15 protein-coding genes are annotated in these 23484 nt (G+C 48.5%); 4 read left to right on the forward strand and 11 right to left on the reverse strand.

Annotated elements, in window-relative coordinates; translation table 11 throughout:
* Positions 1–27: 27 nt before the first annotated feature.
* The 4 genes from AN963_RS17910 to AN963_RS17925 all read right to left on the reverse strand — a co-directional run bounded on the left by AN963_RS17910 (position 28) and on the right by AN963_RS17925 (position 3789).
* A complete protein-coding gene (locus AN963_RS17910; RefSeq protein ID WP_055745884.1) occupies positions 28–1023 on the reverse strand; it encodes a siderophore ABC transporter substrate-binding protein in 996 nt (331 codons plus the stop codon).
* Positions 1024–1139: 116 nt separating this feature from the next.
* On the reverse strand, positions 1140–1898 hold the full coding sequence (locus AN963_RS17915) for an iron ABC transporter ATP-binding protein (RefSeq protein WP_055745885.1): 759 nt from the start codon (positions 1896–1898) through the stop codon (positions 1140–1142).
* Complete coding sequence (locus tag AN963_RS17920) at positions 1892–2839, reverse strand: iron chelate uptake ABC transporter family permease subunit (RefSeq protein WP_055745886.1); 948 nt, start codon at positions 2837–2839, stop codon at positions 1892–1894. Before AN963_RS17920 ends, AN963_RS17915 begins: the two co-directional genes overlap by 7 nt.
* Positions 2836–3789 carry an ABC transporter permease gene (locus AN963_RS17925; protein WP_055745887.1) on the reverse strand — a complete coding sequence of 318 codons (954 nt, stop codon included), beginning with the start codon at positions 3787–3789 and terminating at the stop codon, positions 2836–2838. The genes AN963_RS17920 and AN963_RS17925 overlap by 4 nt, the downstream gene beginning before the upstream one ends.
* Before the next feature lie 256 nt (positions 3790–4045).
* On the opposite strand from AN963_RS17925, the gene AN963_RS17930 reads away from it, so the two are divergent.
* The gene (locus AN963_RS17930) at positions 4046–4648 is read left to right on the forward strand and encodes a PadR family transcriptional regulator (protein ID WP_055745888.1); all 603 of its coding nucleotides are present in this window, start codon (positions 4046–4048) and stop codon (positions 4646–4648) included.
* Positions 4645–6477, forward strand: coding sequence for an ABC transporter ATP-binding protein (locus AN963_RS17935; protein WP_055745889.1), 1833 nt, complete (start codon positions 4645–4647; stop codon positions 6475–6477). Before AN963_RS17930 ends, AN963_RS17935 begins: the two co-directional genes overlap by 4 nt.
* A gap of 25 nt (positions 6478–6502) precedes the next feature.
* On the opposite strand, the gene AN963_RS17940 is transcribed toward AN963_RS17935, so the two are convergent.
* Positions 6503–7873 carry an MATE family efflux transporter gene (locus tag AN963_RS17940; protein WP_055745890.1) on the reverse strand — a complete coding sequence of 457 codons (1371 nt, stop codon included), beginning with the start codon at positions 7871–7873 and terminating at the stop codon, positions 6503–6505.
* A gap of 196 nt (positions 7874–8069) precedes the next feature.
* Here AN963_RS17940 and AN963_RS17945 point away from each other — a divergent pair, with 196 nt between their 5' ends.
* Positions 8070–8429, forward strand: coding sequence for a response regulator (locus AN963_RS17945; RefSeq protein ID WP_055745891.1), 360 nt, complete (start codon positions 8070–8072; stop codon positions 8427–8429).
* Positions 8430–8449: 20 nt separating this feature from the next.
* Here the strand turns inward: AN963_RS17945 and AN963_RS17950 are convergent, their stop codons facing one another.
* Positions 8450–14443: an AAA family ATPase gene (locus AN963_RS17950; RefSeq protein WP_055745892.1), complete on the reverse strand. Its 5994-nt coding sequence runs from the start codon at positions 14441–14443 to the stop codon at positions 8450–8452.
* Between the two features lie 125 nt (positions 14444–14568).
* Here AN963_RS17950 and AN963_RS17955 point away from each other — a divergent pair, with 125 nt between their 5' ends.
* On the forward strand, positions 14569–15159 hold the full coding sequence (locus AN963_RS17955) for a cupin domain-containing protein (RefSeq protein ID WP_055745893.1): 591 nt from the start codon (positions 14569–14571) through the stop codon (positions 15157–15159).
* Between the two features lie 288 nt (positions 15160–15447).
* Here AN963_RS17955 and AN963_RS17960 read toward each other — a convergent pair whose 3' ends face one another.
* From AN963_RS17960 to AN963_RS17980, 5 genes are read right to left on the reverse strand one after another with little or no spacing between them, the layout of a single operon-like run.
* The gene (locus tag AN963_RS17960) at positions 15448–17907 is read right to left on the reverse strand and encodes a GAP1-N2 domain-containing protein (protein WP_055745894.1); all 2460 of its coding nucleotides are present in this window, start codon (positions 17905–17907) and stop codon (positions 15448–15450) included.
* On the reverse strand, positions 17907–19172 hold the full coding sequence (locus AN963_RS17965) for a TRAFAC clade GTPase domain-containing protein (protein WP_055745895.1): 1266 nt from the start codon (positions 19170–19172) through the stop codon (positions 17907–17909). The genes AN963_RS17960 and AN963_RS17965 overlap by 1 nt, the downstream gene beginning before the upstream one ends.
* A 12-nt stretch (positions 19173–19184) precedes the next feature.
* Positions 19185–19820 carry a hypothetical protein gene (locus AN963_RS17970; RefSeq protein WP_055746359.1) on the reverse strand — a complete coding sequence of 212 codons (636 nt, stop codon included), beginning with the start codon at positions 19818–19820 and terminating at the stop codon, positions 19185–19187.
* Between the two features lie 19 nt (positions 19821–19839).
* A complete protein-coding gene (locus tag AN963_RS17975) occupies positions 19840–21129 on the reverse strand; it encodes a vWA domain-containing protein (RefSeq protein WP_055745896.1) in 1290 nt (429 codons plus the stop codon).
* Positions 21126–23474 carry a hypothetical protein gene (locus AN963_RS17980; RefSeq protein ID WP_055745897.1) on the reverse strand — a complete coding sequence of 783 codons (2349 nt, stop codon included), beginning with the start codon at positions 23472–23474 and terminating at the stop codon, positions 21126–21128. The genes AN963_RS17975 and AN963_RS17980 overlap by 4 nt, the downstream gene beginning before the upstream one ends.
* Between the last annotated feature and the right edge of the window lie 10 nt (positions 23475–23484).

Consider the following 23484-nt stretch of genomic DNA (forward strand, 5'->3'; position numbering starts at 1 on the left):
AATGGTCTCGTATCCTAGCTACCTTGTTTATTTCAGGTCAGCCAATACTTCATTTGCCATGCTGGAGGTGGACACGAGTCCGCCACCGGAGAGGTACCAGTAGTTAGCATCCAAATAAATGATGTTGCCATTTTTAAATGCTTTTGTATTTTTGATCAGGTCGTTTTCAATCGTTTGTTTTGCAGAGACTGCTGCATCTTTGTTTTTGGAAACAATGCCACCATCGACTACAAACAGGTAGTCAGGGTCTTTCTCTACTACGAATTCAGAGGAAATGCTTTGGCCGTGAGTAGAAACTTCCAGGTTCGAATCTACTGGAGTGAATCCGAATACATCATGCAGGATACCGAAACGGGAGCCTGGCCCGAATGCGCTCAGTTTCCCTTCGCTCGTCATAACGATCAGAGCATTTTTACCATTCGTGGTTGTTTTATCAGTCAGAGCTTTGATGGAGTCATTGATTTTACCCATTTCTTCTTCGACTTGCGCTTCTTTTCCAAAGATTGTACCCAAGGATTTCATGTTAGTAGTAAAGGAATCCATGTATTTCGAAGTATCTACGCCCATAAAGATTGTTGGAGCGATTTTGTTCAGTTCTTCATAAGCATCTTGTTGACGGCCGGAAATGAAAATCACGTCTGGCTTCATCGCGTTAATTTTCTCGAAGTCCGGCTCTTTCAGGCTACCGATGTTTTTATATTTTGCATCTTTGAATTTCTCCAAGTATGGAGGCAGATTGGATTGTGCTACACCAGTGACTTCAATCCCCAGCTTATCCAATGAGTCCAGAACACCATAGTCGAAGGCTACGACGGTTTGCGGATTTTTCTTCAGTTTTGCTTCGCCCAGTTTATGCTTGATGGTTACTTCTTCTGATTCCTTCGCAGCCTCAGGAGCTTTTGTAGCATCTGTGGAAGCTGCTGGAGTCTGTGCAGGAGCAGGAGTCGCGCTATTTGAACCGCACGCAGCTATAACTAATGCTAGTAGCACCGCCATGAAAACCATCATCCATTTCTTGTTCACTTCTATCACCTCTACGTAAATTTGGGTTTTATCTAAAATTACTGATGGACGAAACCATCATAATAATTTTAACAAAAGAAAAAGATTCTCATTCTCAAGTAAAAGAAAAAACAAAATCAGGCATAGTACACACAGATTTTGTTTTCATCGATATCCTCAATTTGGATATCCATGTCGTACACGTCTTTCAGGGTCTGTGCACTGATGATTTCGTTCGTCGTACCTTCCTTGACGACCTTGCCGTCTTTCAATGCGACGATATAGTCCGAGTAGCAAGACGCAAAGTTAATGTCGTGAATCACAATGACCACGGTTTTCCCCATTTCGTCTACAAGACGTCTCAATACCTTCATGATCTGAACGGAATGCTTCATGTCCAGATTATTGAGAGGCTCATCGAGCAGTATGTACTCCGTATTCTGCGCGACAACCATCGCGATATAAGCGCGCTGTCTTTGTCCACCACTAAGCTGATCCAGATACTTGTGCTGAATGTCCTCCAGCTCCATGTAACGGATGGCATCATCAACATGCTTCCAATCTTCTTTGGTGAGATTCCCCTGCGAATACGGAAAACGGCCAAAGCTGACCAGCTCACGGATCGTCAGACGAATGGTAATATGGTTCGACTGTTTGAGAATCGATATCTTTTTGGCCAGATCACTGCTTTTGCACTGACCAATTTCGGTTCCTTCCAAAAGTATCTCTCCCTGATCCTTCGTCAAGAGACGGCTGATCATGGACAGTAGGGTGCTTTTTCCAGCCCCGTTTGGCCCGATAAATGACGTGATTTTCCCTTTGGCGATGTTCAACGACACATTTTCCACGACATTTTTGCTGCCATACTGTTTTGAGACATTCCGGATTTCTACCATGATTTATTCTCCTTTAACAGAAGATAGATGAAGTAAACTCCACCAATGAAGTTGACGATGACACTCAAGGTTGTGGAGAACGTGAATACCCGTTCTACAATCAGCAGCCCGCCCACCAGCGCGATAATGCTGATCAGAGCCGAGCCAACAATCAGATGCTTGTGCTGATACGTCTTCATGAATTGATGCGCCACGTTGGCGACCAGCAGCCCGAGGAACGTGATCGGACCGACCAAAGCCGTCGCGATCGAAACGAGAATGGCGATGATAATCAAGAAACGCTTTACGACAAAATCGTAATTAACTCCTAGATTGATCGCCTGATCTCTCCCCAGCGACAATACATCGAGGTACTTCACATACCTCCAGAAGTAAATCCCCACAACAATCACTAACACAAAGCTAATGATTAGCAAATCGGTATTTACATTATTAAAGCTCGCAAACATTTTATCTTGCACTCTCAAAAACTCATTGGGATCAATTAGCAACTGCAAGAAGGTTGAGAGACTGTTGAACAAGGTCCCGAAGATCAATCCAATTAACAACAGGAAGTATATATTTTGCCCTTCCCTTTTAAACAACCATTTATATAGCAGACCTGCAAACAGGACCATCAACCCTACTGAAATGAGGAAGTTCACATTTTTGTTCATGAACGTCAGACTGGTGGTCGAGCCAAGAGCAAAGATAACGAGCGTCTGAATGAACATGTACAAGGAATCCAATCCGATAATGCTTGGAGTTAAGATCCGGTTGTTTGTAATGGTCTGGAACACCAGTGTGGAAAAAGCAATCACACTACCAGTCAATACGATTGCCAGAATCTTTTTCAATCTCCGTGGGAGAACGTAATCCCAGTTTCCACCGGCATCGATCATCATGAATATGGCTATCAACACAATGGCAACAATCGTCAGGCCAACAAATTTCGCTTTCATCGGTCATACGCCTTTCTTCTCATAAGTAAGAAAATGAATATCGCGCTGCCGACGACGCCGACCATCAGACCGATGGAAATTTCGTAAGGGAAGATAATGAGGCGACCTAAGATGTCGCAGCACAGAACGAAAACAGCCCCAAGTAAAGCCGTGTGTGACAAGCTCTTTTTCAGGTTATCCCCCAAGTACAGCGTGACGATATTTGGGATGATCAATCCTAGGAACGGAATCGTGCCTACCGTGAGAATGACGAGAGAAGATACCATTGCCACGATAATGAGACCGATATTGACCACTTGTTTATAATTCAACCCCAAGTTAATCGCGAATTCCTCGCCCATCCCAGCGATGGTGAACTTGTTCGCGAACAAGTACGCAATGATAACGAGAGGAATGCTGATGTAGAGTAGCTCGTAGCTCCCTTTCATGACGGAGGAAAAGTCCCCATGCAGCCAGGCTGTCATATTCCGAATGAGCTCATATTTGTAGGCAAAAAACATCGTAATCGAACCGACGATATTACCAAACATCAGACCCACCAACGGAATAAAAATGGAGTCTTTGTACTTGATCTTGTCGAGAATCTTCATAAAGATGAACGTTCCCAGTAGTGCAAACACGAAGGCCACGAGCAGCTTCAGCCACGGACTCGCATCGGTGAACAGCATCAAGGAAACTAATATCCCAAAACGGACAGAATCTTCTGTACCGGCTGTTGTGGGTGATACGAACTTATTACGTGTCAATTGCTGCATGATCAGACCGACGATACTCATGCTGACACCCGCGATAATGATACTGATCAATCGTGGGATTCTACTGATCCACATCACCTGTGTCTTTTCTTCCGTGAGATCGAACAGCTCCAGAGGAGAAATGTCTTTCACACCGATAAACAAGGAAGCTATCGACAGCAGGATGAGTGCTACAACTAAATATCTCTTCTTCATCGTTTTCCCTACTTTTCCCCATCCAGAGCTTTTTCTGATATTGAACCTACAGATATTGATTCTCAGTAATAAAGAGATTCATTCTCAATTACATCTTCATTTGTTATATTAGCATTTCTTTATTGCGTATTAAAGCATTTTTTTGTTAGTCGCCTAATTTCTTTTTCTTCTACTCTTTCGACGATTCATTCTTGACACAATACGATATATCGTTTACTTTTTAAGCGATATATCGTATTCGTCGGGAGGGACTCTATTGCGTAAACATCTTGATGCGAAAAACCTTAGAAGAAAAGGGCTTTCTGTTGATTTCGATTCGAATCCATTCTGGGAAAACAGCGAACACAACTACTATCGACACGGTGGTGGAGGCCGTGGGGGCGGACGAGGAAAACGGTTTTTTGGGCGTGGCGATGTCAAATATGCATTGCTGGAGCTTTTATCAAAAGAACCGATGCATGGTTATCAAATGATGAAAGGGCTCGAGGAAAAATCGGGTGGCTTGTACACGCCAAGCCCAGGATCCATTTACCCTACCCTGCAAATGCTCGAAGATCGTGATCTGGTCCAGGCAACAGAAATTGACGGAAAGAAGACGTATGCCATTACCGAGGCGGGGAGCTCCTTCTTACAGGAACGACCGGTGGAGAAACCTCTGGAGTCCTTTCATGACCATACCCGTGAGATGCTCGTTCGAGAAGACGAATTGGAACAAGATCTGAATGAGCTCGTCGAAGTGCTGAACCGCTTGCACCGTGAATCGCTCCAGGATCCAACCAAGATGGCTCGACTGAGCTATTTCCTCAAAAAGGTACGTGGAAAGCTGGCGGGGCACTTTGAAGAGGTCGAAGAAAAATGAGATCGAACCCGAACCCTTTACGGTATGCCGCAGAGGTGAACCCCTCTCGTCGTTCCATCTGGAATATGTACAAACGCTTGCTGATCCACTCTCGGGAAAAATGGAAAACCATGATCGGAGCGATGGTAGCCATCATCGCGATCTCTCTGCTCGAGTTTGCGATTCCACAGCTGACCGCTTTTACGATCGACCATGCCATTCCCGGAAAGCGTTATGATCAACTGCCCTGGATCGCAGTGGGAATTGTGGCTGCTGCCCTTCTCCTCAGCTTGTTTACCTATGTAAGCAGCTACCTGTTGTCGTACGTAGGTCTACATACCATTAATCGCTTGCGAAATGAATTGTATCGGCATATTCAGATGCAGGACATGGCTTTCTTTGACAAGACGCGTACAGGGGATCTCATGTCTCGTATCACTGGCGATGTCAGTATCCTGCAACAGCTCGTCTCCTCAGGCATGCTGCAAATGGTCACGGAATTGGTCACCTTCTTCGCCATCGCCATTTACATGCTGTATATCGATCCACAGTTAACTCTGCTCATGCTGGCTACCTTTCCTCTTCTCTTTCTGTTCACGCGAAAGGTCGGCAGGCGGATGCGTTCCTCTTTTAGAGCCGTACAGGAATCATCCGCAGAGGTCAACAACCACCTGCAAGAAAATCTGTCCGGTATTCGCCTCATGAAAGCGTACGCCAGCGAATCTTACGAGGCCGAGCGATTCACGAATCGCACCTCGCGTAACATGCAGGCCAGCATCACAGCCAATCGATTCACGGCCATATTTGCTCCCACTATTGATCTGTTAAATTACGTAGGGATGGCTGCCGTTCTCTTGTTTGGCGCTTGGCAGGTCATGTCGGGAGAACTGTCTATCGGAGCTATCGTCGCCTTTTTGGCCTATCTGCGACTGCTCCAAAATCCTGTGCGCCAGCTGAGCCGGATGATGAACATGATCCAACAGTCCGCAGCGGCATATGAACGGATCGAGGAGATTCTCGACACCAAGCCGAGCATTACGGAGAAAGAAAATGCCCGCCCTCTACCTATCATTCAAGGTTCGGTTGAGTATCGACACGTTGATTTCGCCTACCAGTCTGATGTTCCTGTTCTGCGAGATTTTCATTTGACCATCGCTCCAGGTACTATGACCGCTTTGGTAGGTTCATCTGGCGCTGGCAAATCGACCGTGGCTCATTTGCTCTCCCGTTTCTACGATCCTTCGCGAGGCACTTTATTAGTGGATGGCATCGATATAAAAGATGTTCAAATCACCTCTTTGCGTGGACAGCTCGGCATTGTCTCACAGGATATCGTTTTGTTGAACGGAACGATTCGCGACAACATCGCTTATGGAAAACCGGATGCCACTGATCAGGAAGTAGAAGAGGCTGCTAGAGCGGCAAACGCCCATGAATTTATCCAAGCATTCCCCGAAGGCTACCAGTCTCCTGTTGGGGAGCGCGGAGTCAAACTGTCCGGGGGTCAAAAACAGCGCCTGTCCATAGCGCGGGCCATTCTGAAGAATCCCCGTTTGATTATCCTCGACGAAGCCACTGCCGCGCTCGATACCGAGTCCGAGCAATTGATTCAACACGCCCTATCCCAGCTCTTGGCTGGGCGCACCTGCCTCGTGATTGCTCATCGATTGTCCACGATCCAACAAGCCGATCAGATCGTCGTGCTGGAAAAAGGATCGATCATCGAAACCGGGACGCACGAGGAGCTGATTCGTCATCAAGGGCGCTACCAGCAGCTGTACGAACTGCAATTTCCGAATCGCCATACACAAGAGCTGCAGCAAAAAGAGCCGCTACCTTCGCCAAGGTAACGGCCTTTGTTCCTTCATACGCTATTTAAGATGGATCAACCAGACTTTTACGCTCCCAAGCTCGACTACGCCAGCGGAAAAACATCACGACTGCTCGAATCCATTCGTCCGCAGCGACTGCCAGCCAGACTCCAGCCAAACCAAGATTGGCATGGAACGCCAAGACATAGCCCAGTGGCAGACTCACTCCCACCATCGAAATCAACCCCATATATACGGGGAATTTGGCATCACCGGCTGCCCGTAACGAGTTGATCAAAATAATGTTGAACACGCGTCCTGTTTCCAAGAAAATGCTCAACAGGATCACCTGCGTACTGATCCGGAGAATGTCCGGGTCGTTGGTGAACAGTCCCATAATCGGCTCTCTGAATACAATCACGACAATATTGATGATTACGGTGCAGAGAAATCCCCAGCGCAAGCTTACCCAGACTCGCTGGTACGCTTCCTCCTGTCTGCCTGCCCCCACCAAGCGCCCGGTGATGATAGCCGTCCCCATCCCGATCGCCAGGCTAAACAGGTAAATAAACATGGAGATGTTGAGCACGTATTGCCTGGAAGCAAGTGCGGCGGCCCCCAAAAAGGTGACGTAGTACAAGAAGATGGCCTGACATCCGTTGTACGTAATTTGTTCAAAGGCAGAAGGAATTCCTACGCTGCAAATTTTACTGACATATGATTTGGTGATCGTCACGTAATCCTTGAGTTCGACTTTGTACTCGATGAGTCGGTAATAGGCCCAGAAAAAGACGATCAGGCCCAGACCTCTGCTAAAGACAGTCGAAATGGCCGCTCCTTCTACACCGAGCTCAGGGAAGCCCCCATTTCCAAAGATCAGCAAATAGTTACCCACCACATGCACGATATTGATTCCTAGCGAGATCAGCATACTTTCTCGGGTATAGCCATACGTGCGGATCATACTTGCGAGCGTATTGATGATCGCTTGTAAAAACAATCCTCCCCCGACAATCGCCGTGTACGACTGCGCCAGTTTGAGGATTTCTCCCTGCAGATTCATCGTGGAGAGCAGGGCACTTCCAAGTAGTAAAAATCCAATACTGATCAAAATCCCGATCATGAGGTTTAGGGTTATGGCAATGGCCCCGATCTTCGCCGCCTCATCCAGCTTTCGCGAGCCAATATACTGCGCTACCACGATCGACGCACCGTGGCCGATTACTTCCAGAACAAGAATCGCAATAAAAACAAACTGATTCGCTGCACCGACTGCCGATACAGCCTCATCGGACACACCGCTGAGCATGAAGGTGTCTGTAATTCCAATGAGAGTAAACAAAAATAACTCCAGAAAAATGGGCCAGGTGAGGGAGAACAGACTGATCCTTTTTGTCTCCTCACCGCTCTGTACCTTTACAGTTTGGGCGTCCATGATGTCACCTTTCATATGGCATATGTAGCGCCATTTTACACCCTTCGCCAAACCGTTTGTAGAGTTTGTGACGTATCTTTACACGAAATTTATGTCTGCTTGTTTTTTCTGACAATCCTCTTGCGGCGTTTTTCCTGCCAATGTTATTGTTAGAGAGGTTTATTCCACTCTTTGGCTAGACACTCCAGGAGGTATTATGGCTCGTATACTTATTGCTGATGACTCCGTAGTCGTTCGAGAATACTTGAAGGTAATATTGGAACGAGCTGGACATCAGGTTATCGCAGAAGCAACCAGAGGAACCGAAGCATTTCAAAAGTATATCGCCTATCAGCCGGATCTGGTAACCATGGATATTAACATGCCAGATATGAACGGGATCGAGGCCGTAAAAGTGATTATTAGCCGATTTCCTGAAGCGAAAATCATTATGGTGAGTACACACGGTCTGAAGCCCCTCGTTTTTGAAGCAGTGAAAGCGGGTGCCACGCACTACATCATTAAACCAATAAACGAGGAGAAGCTACTAGTTGCCATCGAAAATGCCCTTATCTGAAACTCGGGAAGGGCCCTCTCTTATACATGCCGCAAGTAGCTCTCTTCTTCTTTCAGTGGAATGCGAAAGTGAAAGCGAGTGCCTTTCCCTTTCTGCGTACTGATATCCACCGTACCCCCTAAACGCTCGACCTCCCGTTTTACAATCGACAAGCCGACTCCTCTGCCTGATAGCTCGCTGGCCACTTCTATCTTCGTACTTACATCCTCTTTAAACAGCTCATTGAGCCATTCCTGTTCACTCTTGGTATCATCCCAGCCTTTTTCCTGTCCTACCATTTTGAGGCGTTCCAGATCGACTCCCTTGCCATCATCGGAAATGGTCAAGTGTAACATCGAGCCTTCCTGTTTAATCTGGCAACGTATGGTCCCCCACCGCTCTTTTTGTTGCGCCACACGCTCTACTTCATCCTCAATTCCATGATCCAGCGCATTGCTAAACACGTGAACCAGACAGCTTACGAAGTTTCCAAATCGTTGTGGATCCACCCAGACATCCTCTGCATCGATCTGCAGCGGATAGATCCGTTTGTCCAAACGAGCAGACACTTTCGCCATATATTCGTCATATCGGGACAAGAGCTCTGTGAACGGACGATTGCGCAGACGAGAAAATTCATGCAGCAAATGCTCCTGCCCTTCCCCCTGCAAATACGTGGTCAGTTGACCAGAAAAAGCATTCCACCGATCCTTGGAGAAGGATACCGCCTTCTCCTTCTTCTCTAGGAAATCGGTTCCCAGCTGTTGTTTCACGATTTCCAAATCCTGCTGAATGGCCGAACAAATGGAGTCGATACCGCTCTGGATCTCCCTCTCCACGTCAGGAGCAATGACCTTGTTTTTCGCCAAATGGACCAGAATGGACTCCATTTCATGCAGCTGTGCTGGTGTATGAATCAAATAGAATTGACTAAAGTCGCCTTTAAATTGGTGAAGACGGCTAATTAATTGGTAGAGCTTTTCTGCCCCTTCTCCTTTTTCTGCCCAGATATGTTTCCATTCTGACGTGACAAAGGACCTAAAGCTTTGCAAGACAGTTTCAAACAGATCAAGGCTGATGGCTACTGTAACTACCATCTTCAGACTTTGCCATTCTTGCTCCACCTTGTTTTCCAATGCTCGCTGCTCACTCAAGTCTGTCAGGATCAGCATCAATCCGCCTGAATATTCCCCGCTTCCCTCGTCGATCGGTTTGCATTCTACCTTCAATGGCAGGTGATTCACCATGATCTCCGTTGGAAACAAACTGAGATATAGCTCTCGTTGTGCTCCGTTTTCCAGCTCGAAATACTTGTTCAACAGTGACTCGATAAAGACCTGATCTTCCTTGCTATCCGGATACAGCAGTTCTGGGATGCTCAAACCAGCCAGCTCTCTGCCAAACATTCGGACGCACTCCTGACTGTACTCCGAATGGATAAGCAAGTTCCTGCAAAACGATAAGAAGCCCTGCCCCGCATTATTCAACAAGTTTTTATTAGCACGTAGCAGCGTTTCGATCTTGTCCGTCCGCTCTGCTACGATTTTTTCCAACGACTGATTCCACTGCTCCAGCTGATGGTACAACCGGGCATTTTCGATGAAGGTCGCGATTTGGGAGAACAGCAAACGTAATAGCTCTGTCCGTCCTTCATTGAATACATGCGTGGACTCGTTATTCTCCAAATACACCACACCTACCATCTTCCCTTGCTGCCACAGCGGCGCACACAAAATCGACTTCGGCATGTTTTTCGTAATGTAAGGATCCTTGAAAAAGATCGCTTCTACGTAGGCTTCGTGAAGGACCAATATCTCTTCTGTACGCATCACGTAATTTACCGTAGCTACGGAGAGAAGACTTCCCTGTTCATACGGAATGGACTGCAGGATTTCGATATCCTCATCGATGCTGCCTGCCGCTTCGATGAACCATTCACTTTCATTTTTCAGGATGATGAACCCGCGCTGTGCTCCAGCATTGCTCATGACGGTACGCAGCATCGTTGCCAGTAGTTTATCCAGCTTGATTTCGCTTGCAATCATCTGGGATGCCTTGATGACCGTCATAAGATCGACCATGTCTGGGGTGTGTCCCGTGACGGTGATGTCCGTAATTGCCTGATGACTGCCGATCCGTTCCGTGGAAAAATGGTTTTGCGCTTCGATGGCCTGAGCTTTGGCTACTGCTCCCCACTGCATATATCCAAAATGAGCTTCTGATAGGTAGAACGTAGAAACGGTTTCCATGCCCATGCTCAAATAATGCTTGGCAGCCAACTCGTATGCGATGGCTTCCTTTTGCAAAAATCCGTATTTTTTAGCAGACTGAATGGCTTGTTCGTAGAAGGGAGTAGCCGCTTGGGGATCTCCCGACACTCGTATCCACTCTGCTCGCATCAGCAAATATTTATGATGGAAGTTTTCCACACAGTGCGTGGCCCACTTTTTCATCTTTGATAGATTTGATTTGATTTTCTTAGCGTATTTCCGCTTGTCTGCCCAGCTTGCTTGCGGATAAAGTCCCGTCAAAGCCAATGTCTGAATAAAGACGTGCTCGCTAACCAATATCTGTCCACTGACTGTTTCCATCCATTGCTCTGCTTCAGTGGTCATTTCTGCAGCTTCTCGGTAGTTCCCAAATAGAAAGTGCACCATCGATTTGTAGTAGTGATACATGTATCGTTTGTAGTTGGTGCCATCTGTTTGCAATCCCTTGACGTATGCTTCCTCATCAAAGTTCTCTTCACAAAATGCCGTTGGATCGCCTGCTTCCGTTCTCGTAAAACAGTGCAGGGCTTGCTTTAAAAGCAAGAGTCGGTCATCATGATCGACCACCTTGAGCTGGCGGATGAGATCGGCATAGAGCCCGATCTGTTGACGTAACTCATCGATGGGGGAGCCGCAGTACAGCATGGCTTCCAGCAGTCCGTGAGCGTTGTAGGCGACATAGATGTTTCCACCGCTCTCCAAGCCATGCTGGATCGCTTTTTTCAGCAACGGAATGTTGGTTTTGGCATGATCGCGCCAGTGGTTGATCATAATCGCGAATGCACCGTACGCTTTGGTCATTGCGATCGGGTCGTGAAAACTATCCGCAACACTGCACGCCAGCAAGCCATAGTCATATCCTTCCTGATACTTGCCAAACTGGGCAGCCTGTACAATTCCATACCCGGTATATCCATTCGCAGAGGCCACATCATTGCCATGCACGAGAGAGAGATGAAGGACTCGCAGGATCGTCAGGGCAAACCAGTTCATATCGACAAAGTACGAAGAGGGGCCTGCGTAGCTGATAATATTCATGGCCATTCTGTAGTTTTCATCCGGAACATTAGGCATGTAGAGCAGCTCATCTGCTTTTCGTCCCTTTAGTTTCCGCTTGATTTGCCACATTTCCTTGATGATGTCCAGCTTCCCTGGTTTGTTTGGAATCGAGACACCCAGCAGTTGCAAGGCTTGGTTGGCAATATCAACGACGAGCGGGAATTTTGCCAGACTCGTGTACATGTGCACCTGAATTTCGAGGATCCGCACCTGCTCTGCATTGGTTTGCGCGTATTGCTTGACAAGTGCAAACAATGATTCGGCCGTGTCAAAGTTGTTGCACAAATACTCGGCTTCTGCCCTCATGGTGTAGAGCTCCACGGCCAGTTGGCGATTCAGCTCCCAGCCTTCTTCCCGAAGCACTTCTGTCCCCTGCCGGAAAAACCGCAGAGCGGCGTCAAAAGCCGTCGACAGCTTGGCCCGCTGACCAGCGAGCAAATGGCAGTGTCCCACGTGCATTCTCTCTGTATGATCATCGATTAGTTCCGCACCTTGATACATATGATTGCAAATCTCAAAGAGGAGTTCCGATTCGTAGGAATGAGTCAGCTCACGCATCATTCTCCCCAGCTTCAGGTGAACCATCTCTCGCTCCACCTCAGACAACAGGGAATAAGCTGCTTGCTGAATCCGGTCGTGCAAGAACGTGAAGTGAACCTTCATATGAATAGCAGCATCTTCTTCCTCCAACGCCGCATAAGCCAAATAGCTGTCGCCCTCCAATGGATACAGCAAGCCTTCCTCAACTGCTGGCCATATGTGGCGGATCGTTTCGGATTCCTTTTGATTTCGAGCTTTGGCTACCATATGCAAATAGAAGTGATTGCCCAAGCATGCTGCATAAGCCAACAGTTTTTGTGTCAGCATGGGTAGCAATCGCATCCGTTCGACCAGAAAATCCGCGACATTGTCCGCAGTGTCCAGCTTCTCGATTTCTTCCAGACTCCAGATCCAATCGCCTGGATCCGTTACGTACTTCATCAAACCCTTGTCATACAGTGATTTTAAAAACTGTCGGGTAAAGAAGGGATTCCCCGCCGTTTTCCTGTGCACAATGAGCGCCAGAGGCTGGGTGGACTCCGGTACAGCCTGAATGGTATCTGCCAGCAATTGAGCAATTTCATCGACTTCCAACGGGTGTAAGGAAATTTGCCGAAGGATTCGATTTTGGCTGCCCAGCTCAATCAACGCGCTCATGAGAGGATTCATCAGACTGCCTTCCTGCTCGCGATATGCACACAGAAGCAAGAAATGACTCACTTGGAGATCACTGATCATTTCCTGAATTAGGAACAGCGAAGAAGGGTCGGCCCATTGCAGGTCGTCCAGAAACAATACGAGCGGATGCTCTGGCTTTGCCCAGATGCGCACAAACCGCTGCATGACCATTTGAAAACGATTTTTGGCTTCTGTGGCGGGCAGCTCGGGAACAACAGGCTGTTTGCCGATGATCATCTCCAATTGCGGAATCACATCCACAATGACCTGACCCAACCCCTGCAAAGCCTCCAGGATCGTTTCGCTCCACATGTGTAGCTCTCGTTCATTGCCCGTGAGAATTTGTCGGATCAAATCTTGAAAGGCCAACAGAATAGCCGAGTAAGGCACGCTCTGTTTGTACTGATCAAACTTCCCCGAAATAAAGCGCCCTTTCCCTTGCAGGAACGCTTTCTGAGCCTCTCGGACTAGAGCTGATTTACCCACTCCCGCGTTTCCGCTGAGCATGACAAGCCGGGTAGCGCCATTACTGATTTGCTCGAACGACTCGGTCAAGAGGACCAATTCCTGCTCTCGTCCATACAGCTTTTCCGAAATATGCAGCTGGTTGGTTCGATCCTGTATACCCAAAGGAAACGGGTTGATAGACCCATCCACTTGTAGCAGATCCAGACATTTTTCCAGATCGGCAATCAGTCCTGAGCTGCTCAGATAACGATCCTCTACGTTTTTCGACAAGCACTTCAACACTAGATCGGATAAAACAGCAGGAATGGACGGGTGACTCTGATTCGGTGGAACGGGCTTTCGTGCCATATGCGCATGGACAAGCTCCAAGGCATCCGTCGAGAGAAACGGAGGTCTCCCCGTCAGCATCTCGTACAGGCTGATCCCAAACGAATAGAAATCAGAACGATAATCGACTGTCCGGTTCATTCTTCCTGTCTGTTCGGGGGACACGTAGCGCAAATTCCCTTGCCATTCTTTCGGGTTCATGGCGCTTTGGTACTCTTGATAGAGTCGGGTAGACAACCCAAAGTTAATGAGCTTAACGTCAAAGGTATCTGGGTGAACCAATATATTTGCAGGATTGATGTCTTTATGGACGACGCGACTCTGATGGACTTTCTTCATGGCGTGAGCGACACCCAGCGCGATCGTGAGAATCTCCCGAATCGACAACTCTCGCATTTTCATCAGAAGGGAGAGTGGCAAGCCACCGTGATCTTCCGTAATCAGCAACGTCTCTCGATCATTGTGGACGAGTTCTACGATCGCTTCGACTGCCTCGGATTGAATAGACTCCAGGATTCGATATTCGTGCTTCAGCTTCCATATCGAGTCGTTGCGAGGGATTCCCTTTTGCTGAGTCTTGATGATAACAGGCAGATTGTCTACGATTCTGAATGCGCGGTAGACACCCATATTTACATGGTTTGAGACGAATTCCGTAATCCTGTACCCAGGCACCAATAACTTGCCGCTCATTCTTTTCACTCCATTTTGATAGGCCTTTGGTCTTATCTATTGTTCATGGCTTTCGAATCATCTATATTTAAACTATATTCTGACATAAAACACCATATATCGAAATAACTAATGGGAGGACAGCCATGTCAAATTTAAGTCGTACCGTTGGAAATCCCCATAACGGGGAAAGTGTCACTTTCTTAAAAACCACCGAGGAAACGAATGGGGAATACCTGTTATTCCGAACAGACCTACCATCCAATATTGGAATCTTCTTACACTATCATACAGAACTTGTGGAAAGCTTTGAAGGTGTTAGTGGCAATTTAGATCTTACAGTTGATGGAAAAACGATCACCTTGCAAAAAGGAGATAAAGCCGTTGCTCCGCTCGACAAGAGACACTACTTTCATAATAACACCAAGGAAATGGTCAGCTTTAACGTAGAAATCAGGCCAGCCGGTCAATTCGAAGCATTCGTCCGCTGCGGATATGGATTGGATACCGATGGAAGAAGCTTTTACATGCCGCTCCTGAAGCAATATCTCCCGAAAAATATTTTGCTCTTGGGCACACTCTTTGAAATGGGCGCTTTTTATGTCCCTTACCTACCACTTTTCCTACAAAAAGCAATATTTGGCCTGCTAGCGAAACTCTCGACATGGACAGGTGCAGCGAAGACTTTGGAAAAGTACTACATCCCTTCACAGGAAGACCAACGCATTTCAAGTTAAGAAAACCTCTACCGAGGCCTGTTCATTGATGAGCGACCGCGATTAAGCGGAAAGTTTTACCGAAGTGATGCCAGAAGCGGACGCTAAAGTATCGTCATGCGCTCCGGAATTCATAAGTAATAGCGCTTATAAATTCCTACACGTTAAAGGAAAAAGCACCCTGACTGCTGTTGCAATAGGATGCTTCTCTTCTTCTCATCGTTGATCCATGAACACTCCGACCTGACTTTGGCCATATCGATGACTTCATACTTACCTTTTCATACCTGAGTAAGGTCGGGTGGATTACTAGAATTCGTTTGTACGATGTAGCGGTCGAATTTGCGGTTCCAGCATGAGCTGATAGACAGGAACAAACTCTACTGGTTCTGTCGGATAGGGCTGTTCGGCTGTCTCTCCTCCGCCAGGCGTAGCCGGTGCAACTGGCACGGCATCAGGCATGAACAGAAAAAAGCTTCCTACTGCCCCTGCAGCAAGCAAAATGATGACACTCAGCAGCGCCGTCGATTTGCCTCGAAACAGCTTCATCAACGGACTAGACGTCTCGCTACGCACTTCCTCCAGCAGCTTGCGGAAGTCGGCATGCCGCACAGAAAACCAGCGCTTTTTCCATTCCTTATCACGCAATCTCCTGCCTCTATTTTCAAGCAATAATCCTTTGAGAGCCTGTCGATAACCGGGCGAGATGTATTTGCCTGTGAAAAACATGCGTTGCGTCATACTCCACTGGATAAAGGAATACAAGACTTCTTCCCCACCATTATCTCCGACGAATCTCAACAGGTCGCTGTATGCGAAAGAATCCTGCCCTTGAAGCTCTGCTCGATAAAATACCAGCGCTACCAGTGGAAAGCTGTCTGGCTCTAATGGACGTCCCAATAGATTGACGATCAGCTTCTGCTGGATAGCCATCTCCTTTTCATCCCATTGGCGAAAGAACTGTTCGGGCAATGGTACTTCTCGATTTTCCGTCAGAATCGCCATCTGACTGATGTGCGCAAGCTTTTGACGGCTCTCCAAATCAAGCTCGCCAGTGAAGGTCTGTGGCTTTTCCTCCAGAAGTGTCATGATCTTCCCAAAATCATCCCAGGACAAGCTGTCCAACGCGATCTGCTTGAGTAAGGACTTGTCCAGCTCGTCCAAAAGCTCATCCGCAAACCCGCTCACACCATCCTGGCTCTCAAAGAAATCGTGAATGGTTAGCGCAGCTTGCAGCTTTTGCCTTTCCCGTGCAAACAGACTGATCACTTTTTCTCGTGTCGCGGTCATAAAGAACAGATTTCGCAGGGCTGGTGGAGCCGTTTCCGTCCAGAACTCGATTTCCTGTAGGACTTGGCTGATCTTCGAGAAGGATGCCAGACGATCCGCGAGATAGTCCTCAAATAATGGTTTGACGACCTGCTTGTAGCCGAAAACGGAACGCATCAGAAAGCCAAACAGCTCTTGATCGTTGGACAGATGCTGGTAGACCTCCGCTACATAACCGCTTTGGCGAGCTGTCTTTCCTTTTAGCAAGACATTCATCATGAAAGTGACGAGCTCTGTAGAAATGCGTTCTTTGGGGATCGCACTGTACGCCTTGAGCATTTGGCTGATGATCTCACTCGCTGGAAACTTTTTGTTTGTCAGTGACTCTGTTTCCTCGCGAAATAGAGCATCACGCAGCTGGAGCAAGCGCGATTTGTTCACCAAACCATCCTGGCTCAAAAAATGCTGAAGCACTTGCCAAATACCTGCGCGGTTTTGTTCATAGACGGCGAGACGCCCTTTTTCGATCAAATACAGAGCGCAAAGCTCATAATAAGTAGCCAATCTCAGCATGAAGGTCGTATCCGCACCAGCCAACACTTCCTCGCAAAAGTCGTGAAACGATGCAAGCACACGTGGTTCATTCACATACTCCCAAGCAAAATCCAGATAAGAATGCGCTCCCTCCTGCCAATCGACTTGCAAAATGCGCTCGTGCGCCAGATCGAACACATAGTCTTTTTCCGTGAATCCTGCCCCTGGTCGAATGCTTCCCTTTTCCACGAACATGACGTGGATATGCTTCTTGCTCTGGGGTTCATTGCAGTAGGTGAGAAAGCCAAAATGCCTGCGCATTTCATAAGGCAGGCAGCTATACAACAGTTCCAGCAATTGACGGGCATCCGCTGCAGCGGCTCCAACCTCCCCGTCCAGACTGATATAGACCTTCCTTTTGGACGAGAGCGACATCATTACGGCATACAGAAGTTGCTTGAATATCCGTTCGTCGATTCCGATGTGACGTAGCCACTGTCTTTGATCTTTTACCGAACTCGTCTGAAAAGGAAGCTCGGCCAGCATCGGCAGTTCTTTTCCTGCAGTGTTGGCGTGCTCTTGTGCAAAAGCTCTCAGACCGAATATTTTTGCTGGTTCTTTGATGAAATCATCCCGCCGTTCTGCCGGGATGACGTAGTTATGGCTAAAAAACGTATTACGTTGGCCTGTAAAATCGGCTCCGACGAAGACACTGCGCCCGACAACCAGCTCGCCTGACTCAGCCCGAAAGGAAACGCGCGCTTCGGGATAGAGCGACAGATCATTCTCCCCTCGCTCCTGCAAAAGCCGGGGCGCATCGTAGACACAAAAAGGGTGGAGCGTTTTTTTAATAAACGAGTTGTCCAGCCCTGTCGATTTGGCGACGGTATCGTAGCCTTCGTTTGAACGGAATATCCCTTGTCGCCCGCGGGTGTAATACTGCTGCAAGATGGGCTGACGGCTCACTACCGCTCCCTCCCCTCGATGTAATCCAGCTGTTGCATGAGCCAGATGAACGGCTCATCCACCCGGATCGGAGTCACGACTCCACTCACTTTTTGATTGACCGGGTTGCTACCTAGCGCAGATACAGCGAAATAGGCAGTATTGGTAAAGTAAACTTCCAGCGCGTCCTTGAACGGTCGATCCACCTTCTCGATGAAGCGGCTGATCTCCCCGTTGATGTTCTCAAATTCCGTCATATTCAAATACTCTTCATGGACGAAATTGCGGAAAACATTGCTGTTGGACTTGATGTACTCACCATCGTCTTCCTTGATCAAATGCAGCATGTCGCTCTTGGTCAGGACGACAGCCGTCGGGATATCCGTCTTGCTCTGTTGCTGATACCCAATGAAGTTCTCAAACAAGGTAATGACGACCTCACGCGGCTCATCATATCTGGCAGTGAACTCCCCTGGTTCATCACCTGCTCGCAGCATGACCCTGTCCCGGATCGTCCTGATTTGCAGCGGATCGACGAGGAACAAGATACCGGAGGAGTTCTTCACATGCGAGGCATATAGCTCCAAGTATTCGCGATCGACCATGCCCTCACCGGCCACATCAAAAAAGACGAGGATGAGCGGCGCTTTTTCGCTATCTTTGAAAATGAATTGAAAGATAAACGGCTCCTGACGCTTTTCCTTTTGCGTGGAATCGAGGAGTTGACCTCTTTCAAACAGTGGTGCCTCGTAATTTTCACGGAATTTCCGGCTGATTTGTGCGTTGAGCGGCATGCACGCTGCATCGAAATGATTGGCAGTCGTATTTTGCAGAGTGTGGATCAGCGAAGTCATGTAGACCGACTTGCCGACTTGCGACGCCCCGACGATGGAGATGATGTTGCTCGGTGCTTTTCCTGCCGTGATAGGCAGTTCGTTGTGGCATTTGGGACAAAGCCTGCGCTTGGAAATGACGCCGTACCGATCCGTCACCCCTGCGAGGACATTGTCTACATACAGGTGGCTCTCTTCTGGAATGGATTCCGGATCGATGATCGCTTCCAGCTCGTCGATCGCATCCAGTCCAAACTTGTCTCGGTACTGGTTCAAAAGCTCATCTTCCTGCAGCGCATAGTCCTCATCGTCCTGGCGGTGATGGGTAGCGCGAAACACAACCTGGTCGGGCGCGTATTTGGCAAAGCAGTACGGGCACACGATATCGTAAAAAGGAAGTCTTTCCTTTACTGGCTGTTTCTTCTCAAACATGCTTTTCAAAAAGGTCAGCATGTCGCTCCCCTCCTATTCGGGAATCAGTTCGTACAATTCCCCGTATTTTTTTCCGTCCGTAAAAAAGAGGCGGATCTCGTCCTTTTTCCTGACTTCAATTTCTGGTAGCAGATTGACGCCTGGCTGCAAATCCCGAATAAAGGCGTACTGCGTACCGTCATCCTTGTTGGTGGGAATCGAGCCTTCCTTTTTGACGTAGCAGAGAACGTCCTTGGGGATCGGGATCTCTGAAAAAATGCGAATCTGCAAGGACTGGTAAGGACTGAACCAGTTTCGCCCGCGCTTGAACGAGTAAAGAATCTTGGCCTTTCCCGTACGGACATGGACGATGTGCGATTCACCATCAGGTATGAGCATGATGGGCTTGCCAGTTTCCAAACGACACGGAAAAATGCGGTACGTGTACCTCCCGATGCCTTCGTTTTTCTCCCGCAGGCCTTTATGTGCCTTGTATTCCTCTCGGGTGTACAGCTTTAGCTGAGTCTCGTTGATCTGAGTCACGTCAAACGGTTCATCATAGCCAGATCGATAGACATAAACGCAAGGGACTTCCTCTGCCCAATACCAGTTGATCACGCACTCATTGCCTTGCTGCTGACAGACGACATCCTTGATGGAGAGCTCTGTTGTCTCTTCCCACTTGATCATCATTCATCATGCTCCTACTCTACGAATCAAAACGTTTGCTAGTACGATTTCCTGACTCCAGCATCCGCTCCGATGAACGTTTTCCCAGCCCGATTCGGCTCTTGAATGAAATCTGGCCACCGCTCGTCGAAGCTGGGATAAAGACGGTGAACAGCGTCATCACTACAGCCATCAAAGCGCAAGCGAGCAATCGGATCGTCGTGTCGAGCCAGTCCGTCGAAGTGAGTGCAGACTCCAGTAACAGACCTGCGAGAAGTCCTGCGACCGCACCGCCAATGGTAAAGCTTTTCGCCAAATGCCGATTGTCAAAAATCAGTCCCAATGCCAGTCCGAGCAATCCACCGATGATCAACATGCCCACCACGCGTATAATCGCGAAAAACGTACTGTCAGATGTCGCTCCTGTCCGTTCGGAAACCAGGTTGCGGTCCTGGCGGCTCATATCGTAGATCTGCCCAAAAATACCGGACAGCTCTTCCGCATGATCGACGTTAAAATACGTACCACCCGTCTCCTCAGCAATACGTTTTAGCAGATAGGTGCCATCCGCATCTACCTGACTCATCCCTACTGTGTGAATATGCATGTTCGCTTGCTTGTACGGCTCCATGGCCTTTTGCAAATCAACGTTACTGTACCCGTCCGACATGAGCACTACGGTGCTGCTTGGATTGAGCTGCTGTGCAGCCTGCAATTGCTCTAGCGCTGTTTGCAGCGCCTTTTCAATTTGAGTCCCTCCGCTTGGACCTGGGTGGTTCTGCAGCTTCGCGATGACGGTATCTTTTACATTTTGGTCGCTCAGCTGGACGAGCGGCTGCAATACTTCAGTACGATCATTAAAAGTAATAACTGCAATTTGCATGTCGTTATCCATTTTTCTAACTACATCAGACGCCGCCTGAAACAATTGGTTATTTGGATCGGACACCTTCATGCTGTCGGACGTATCCAGCAGCATCACGATATTGTCCGTACTGCTCGCTCGTTGATAGGAGAAGCCGTAAAGAAGCTGCAAAAGCATGGCAGCCACTCCGACCATTACCAGCGTGCTTGGCACCAGCATTTTCCACGAAGCACCTACGTACCTTTGCTTCCAGCCATGTCCATTTAGACGAGGCGATATCATTTCGGCAACGAGACACATCACCCCGACAAACAGCGCGTACTGCCCAAAATACAGACCCATCAGCAGCCATTGCGGCAACTCCGTGGACAGCTGGGACAGGATCACTTCCCCCACTACAAATCCGATCACACCACCAACCAGGCTACACAGAATCATGAGCAGACTGAGCTTTCTTTGACTCATGACAATTCCTCCTTTCCTTGGCGGTGAAAGACATATCCGCTTTCCATGTAGGAAGAATGGTACTTCTTGTTGTTCCGGTAATACATCAAGTCTTCCAGGCCAAATCCACCCATTACATTCATTTTTTCAATGCCGCTTTTCCCAGCTTCGTGAATACAGCCCTGCTTGTAAGTCCTCGTACCTTCTGTCTCGCGAAGTACGTACTGGACGAAGTCGTTGTTGATATCGGCAAACCAATATTTTTCTTCGTATCGATGTTTTTGCAGAAAATGAAAGACCTCGGTGTGCACCGCTGCCCGCTCCTCGAGGACAAGGGAAAGGTCTTGGAACAAATCTTCTTTCGTCAAAACGGTCCGATTGTCGTAGGCTGCCGCGACATTGGCCCTCGCCAACAGCTCCGCCTCAAACGACAAGGCAAATGGCGAGCGAGTCAAAATCTCGGTTCGGCAAAAAATGCAGAGTCGCTCGAGCAGCCCAGATATACCGTGCTGAAACAGGAGTGAGCCGTTGCCAATGTACCGGGGATCCAGATAAAAACCATTGCCGCGTTGCGCTTCCTGAGAACGGATCGTCTCCATGACGACCGATTCGTAATACTCGTCCATGTTTTTGCCCAAATAGTCCGCTGCTTCCCTGACGCTTTTTTGGGCAATGGCACGAAGTTGTTTTTGCAGCCCTTCCAGCTGCTCTACATTCTCCCCGATCCGCTTGTGGAGCTGCTTCGCCTGCTGCTCATAGTCCACCAGCAGTTGCAGCGTCAGCTCCCACTCCAAAATCTCGGCCTGTTTGTCATACACTTTGGCGAACAGATGACGGACAAAGGTCCTGACGCGCTCCTTGTCCCGGGTAAAGAATCCGCCTACCCGCAGCTCCTGCTGGTCCGCTCGCTGTTGGTAGATGTCGTCCAATTCCGCTTTTGCCTGTTCCAGCTGTCGCTGCGTCTCCTTGATTCCCGTGCGCAGCTCATCGAGCAGATTGGCTCCACTAGCCAGCTCCGATGTGAGCTGATAGGCCGCGTATAGGCCGTAGCGCTCATCTTCAATGATTTCCCGCACAATAAGTGGGGCAAGGGTCTGCTTGCCAGTCAAGCTGTCCAGCTGCTTACGTGCCTGGTGTACAAAATGGCTCTCGAAAAAGCGCTGGCTGTTGCCGTCAAATAAGGCCAGCTCTGCTTCCCGCAGATTCATGCTGCTCAGTTCACTGTAGCTGACCCCTGACGTCATTAATCCGTTCATTTCCGTGAGGATGTCGTCGTCAGGCAGTACCGAGCTGACCATTCGCTGTAGATCGTTGGCGGTCAATCCGAGCTTTTCTCGCGCTTTTGTTTTGGGGAGACTGTCGCCTTCCTGCAGCCGTTCCCAATAACGGTCGAATACGGCTGCGAGAACCGTCAGTGCGATGGCATGAGTCGGACGCTTTACCTTGGAAAGCCCTGCTGACGAAAAGGTCGCTTTCCCACTATCCACGGTGATGCTGCGAATAAACTGCAGCTTGTTGTAGCCCTCGCTGCTCTCGATGATCGTCGTCTCTGCCTCTTTGTTGTTCAGCAAGACCAGATTGCTGATCAGCTCGTCATTTTCCGCCAGACCACCATCCAAAAACAGACCCTGCTCGGTTTTGTCGCTGAGCAGGTAGGCCAGAGAAAACAGGGGGCCATGCGTATGCGCGACGGGTAGCTTGATCCCATCCTCCGTCACCATCAAATCAGCTCGGAAGCGATAGTCGTTGCATTGGTATTGATCGACCTCTTCCAAAAACTGAACCCCGAGTGCCGAGGAAAAACCAAATCCATCGCCGCCGCTTTTTTCCTGAAGCAACACATACAAATCAGCTGACACGTTTTTGAACATTTCCTGCAGATAGCTTTTCAATAGCAATGTCAACTCGGGTAACAACACATTGGCTGGATCATTAGAGCGAGTCACCACTGCTATATTGACTTGCTGAAACGAGGCAAATAGCTTACCCATCTCTGCTACCCGAATGCTGACCTGCTTCATGAGTTGATTGATGTCCATGATGAGCGATTCATCCTCTGTGAACTGCTCGTACATGACAGCACGCATCGTCTGTCTGTCTGACTCTCGCTTTGGCAAGCGGCAGTTGCACACCTGCGGATGCTCCCACGTTTCCTCGTTGTACGCGTGGACGTAAAGAACCCCCTGGCTGTTTTGCCACTTTCGCTCATTGATCTCGCAGACGGACTGCAGAGCTTCCATACTTTTGTCCCCGATAAAGAGGAACAGCACGGGATTTTGAATGCTTCGCTGTCCGTATCCGTGATCCAGTTGTCCTTCCAAATCCGTAACGTATTGGGTTGCGAATTGTCCAATCAAATCCTTCATGCTTCCTCCC

Origin of the sequence: Brevibacillus choshinensis (genome assembly GCF_001420695.1) — a bacterium.
Taxonomy (GTDB): Bacteria; Bacillota; Bacilli; order Brevibacillales; family Brevibacillaceae; genus Brevibacillus; species Brevibacillus choshinensis.

What these genes read in the sequence shown, in the direction of transcription:
- AN963_RS17945 (WP_055745891.1), top strand. Translation starts at nt 8,070, where the DNA reads ATGGCTCGTATACTTATTGCTGATGACTCCGTAGTCGTTCGAGAATAC.
- AN963_RS17920 (WP_055745886.1), bottom strand. Translation starts at nt 2,839, where the DNA reads ATGAAAGCGAAATTTGTTGGCCTGACGATTGTTGCCATTGTGTTGATA.
- AN963_RS17940 (WP_055745890.1), bottom strand. Translation starts at nt 7,873, where the DNA reads ATGGACGCCCAAACTGTAAAGGTACAGAGCGGTGAGGAGACAAAAAGG.
- AN963_RS17915 (WP_055745885.1), bottom strand. Translation starts at nt 1,898, where the DNA reads ATGGTAGAAATCCGGAATGTCTCAAAACAGTATGGCAGCAAAAATGTC.
- AN963_RS17925 (WP_055745887.1), bottom strand. Translation starts at nt 3,789, where the DNA reads ATGAAGAAGAGATATTTAGTTGTAGCACTCATCCTGCTGTCGATAGCT.
- AN963_RS17955 (WP_055745893.1), top strand. Translation starts at nt 14,569, where the DNA reads ATGTCAAATTTAAGTCGTACCGTTGGAAATCCCCATAACGGGGAAAGT.
- AN963_RS17970 (WP_055746359.1), bottom strand. Translation starts at nt 19,820, where the DNA reads ATGATCAAGTGGGAAGAGACAACAGAGCTCTCCATCAAGGATGTCGTC.
- AN963_RS17935 (WP_055745889.1), top strand. Translation starts at nt 4,645, where the DNA reads ATGAGATCGAACCCGAACCCTTTACGGTATGCCGCAGAGGTGAACCCC.
- AN963_RS17950 (WP_055745892.1), bottom strand. Translation starts at nt 14,443, where the DNA reads ATGAGCGGCAAGTTATTGGTGCCTGGGTACAGGATTACGGAATTCGTC.
- AN963_RS17975 (WP_055745896.1), bottom strand. Translation starts at nt 21,129, where the DNA reads ATGAGTCAAAGAAAGCTCAGTCTGCTCATGATTCTGTGTAGCCTGGTT.
- AN963_RS17965 (WP_055745895.1), bottom strand. Translation starts at nt 19,172, where the DNA reads ATGCTGACCTTTTTGAAAAGCATGTTTGAGAAGAAACAGCCAGTAAAG.
- AN963_RS17980 (WP_055745897.1), bottom strand. Translation starts at nt 23,474, where the DNA reads ATGAAGGATTTGATTGGACAATTCGCAACCCAATACGTTACGGATTTG.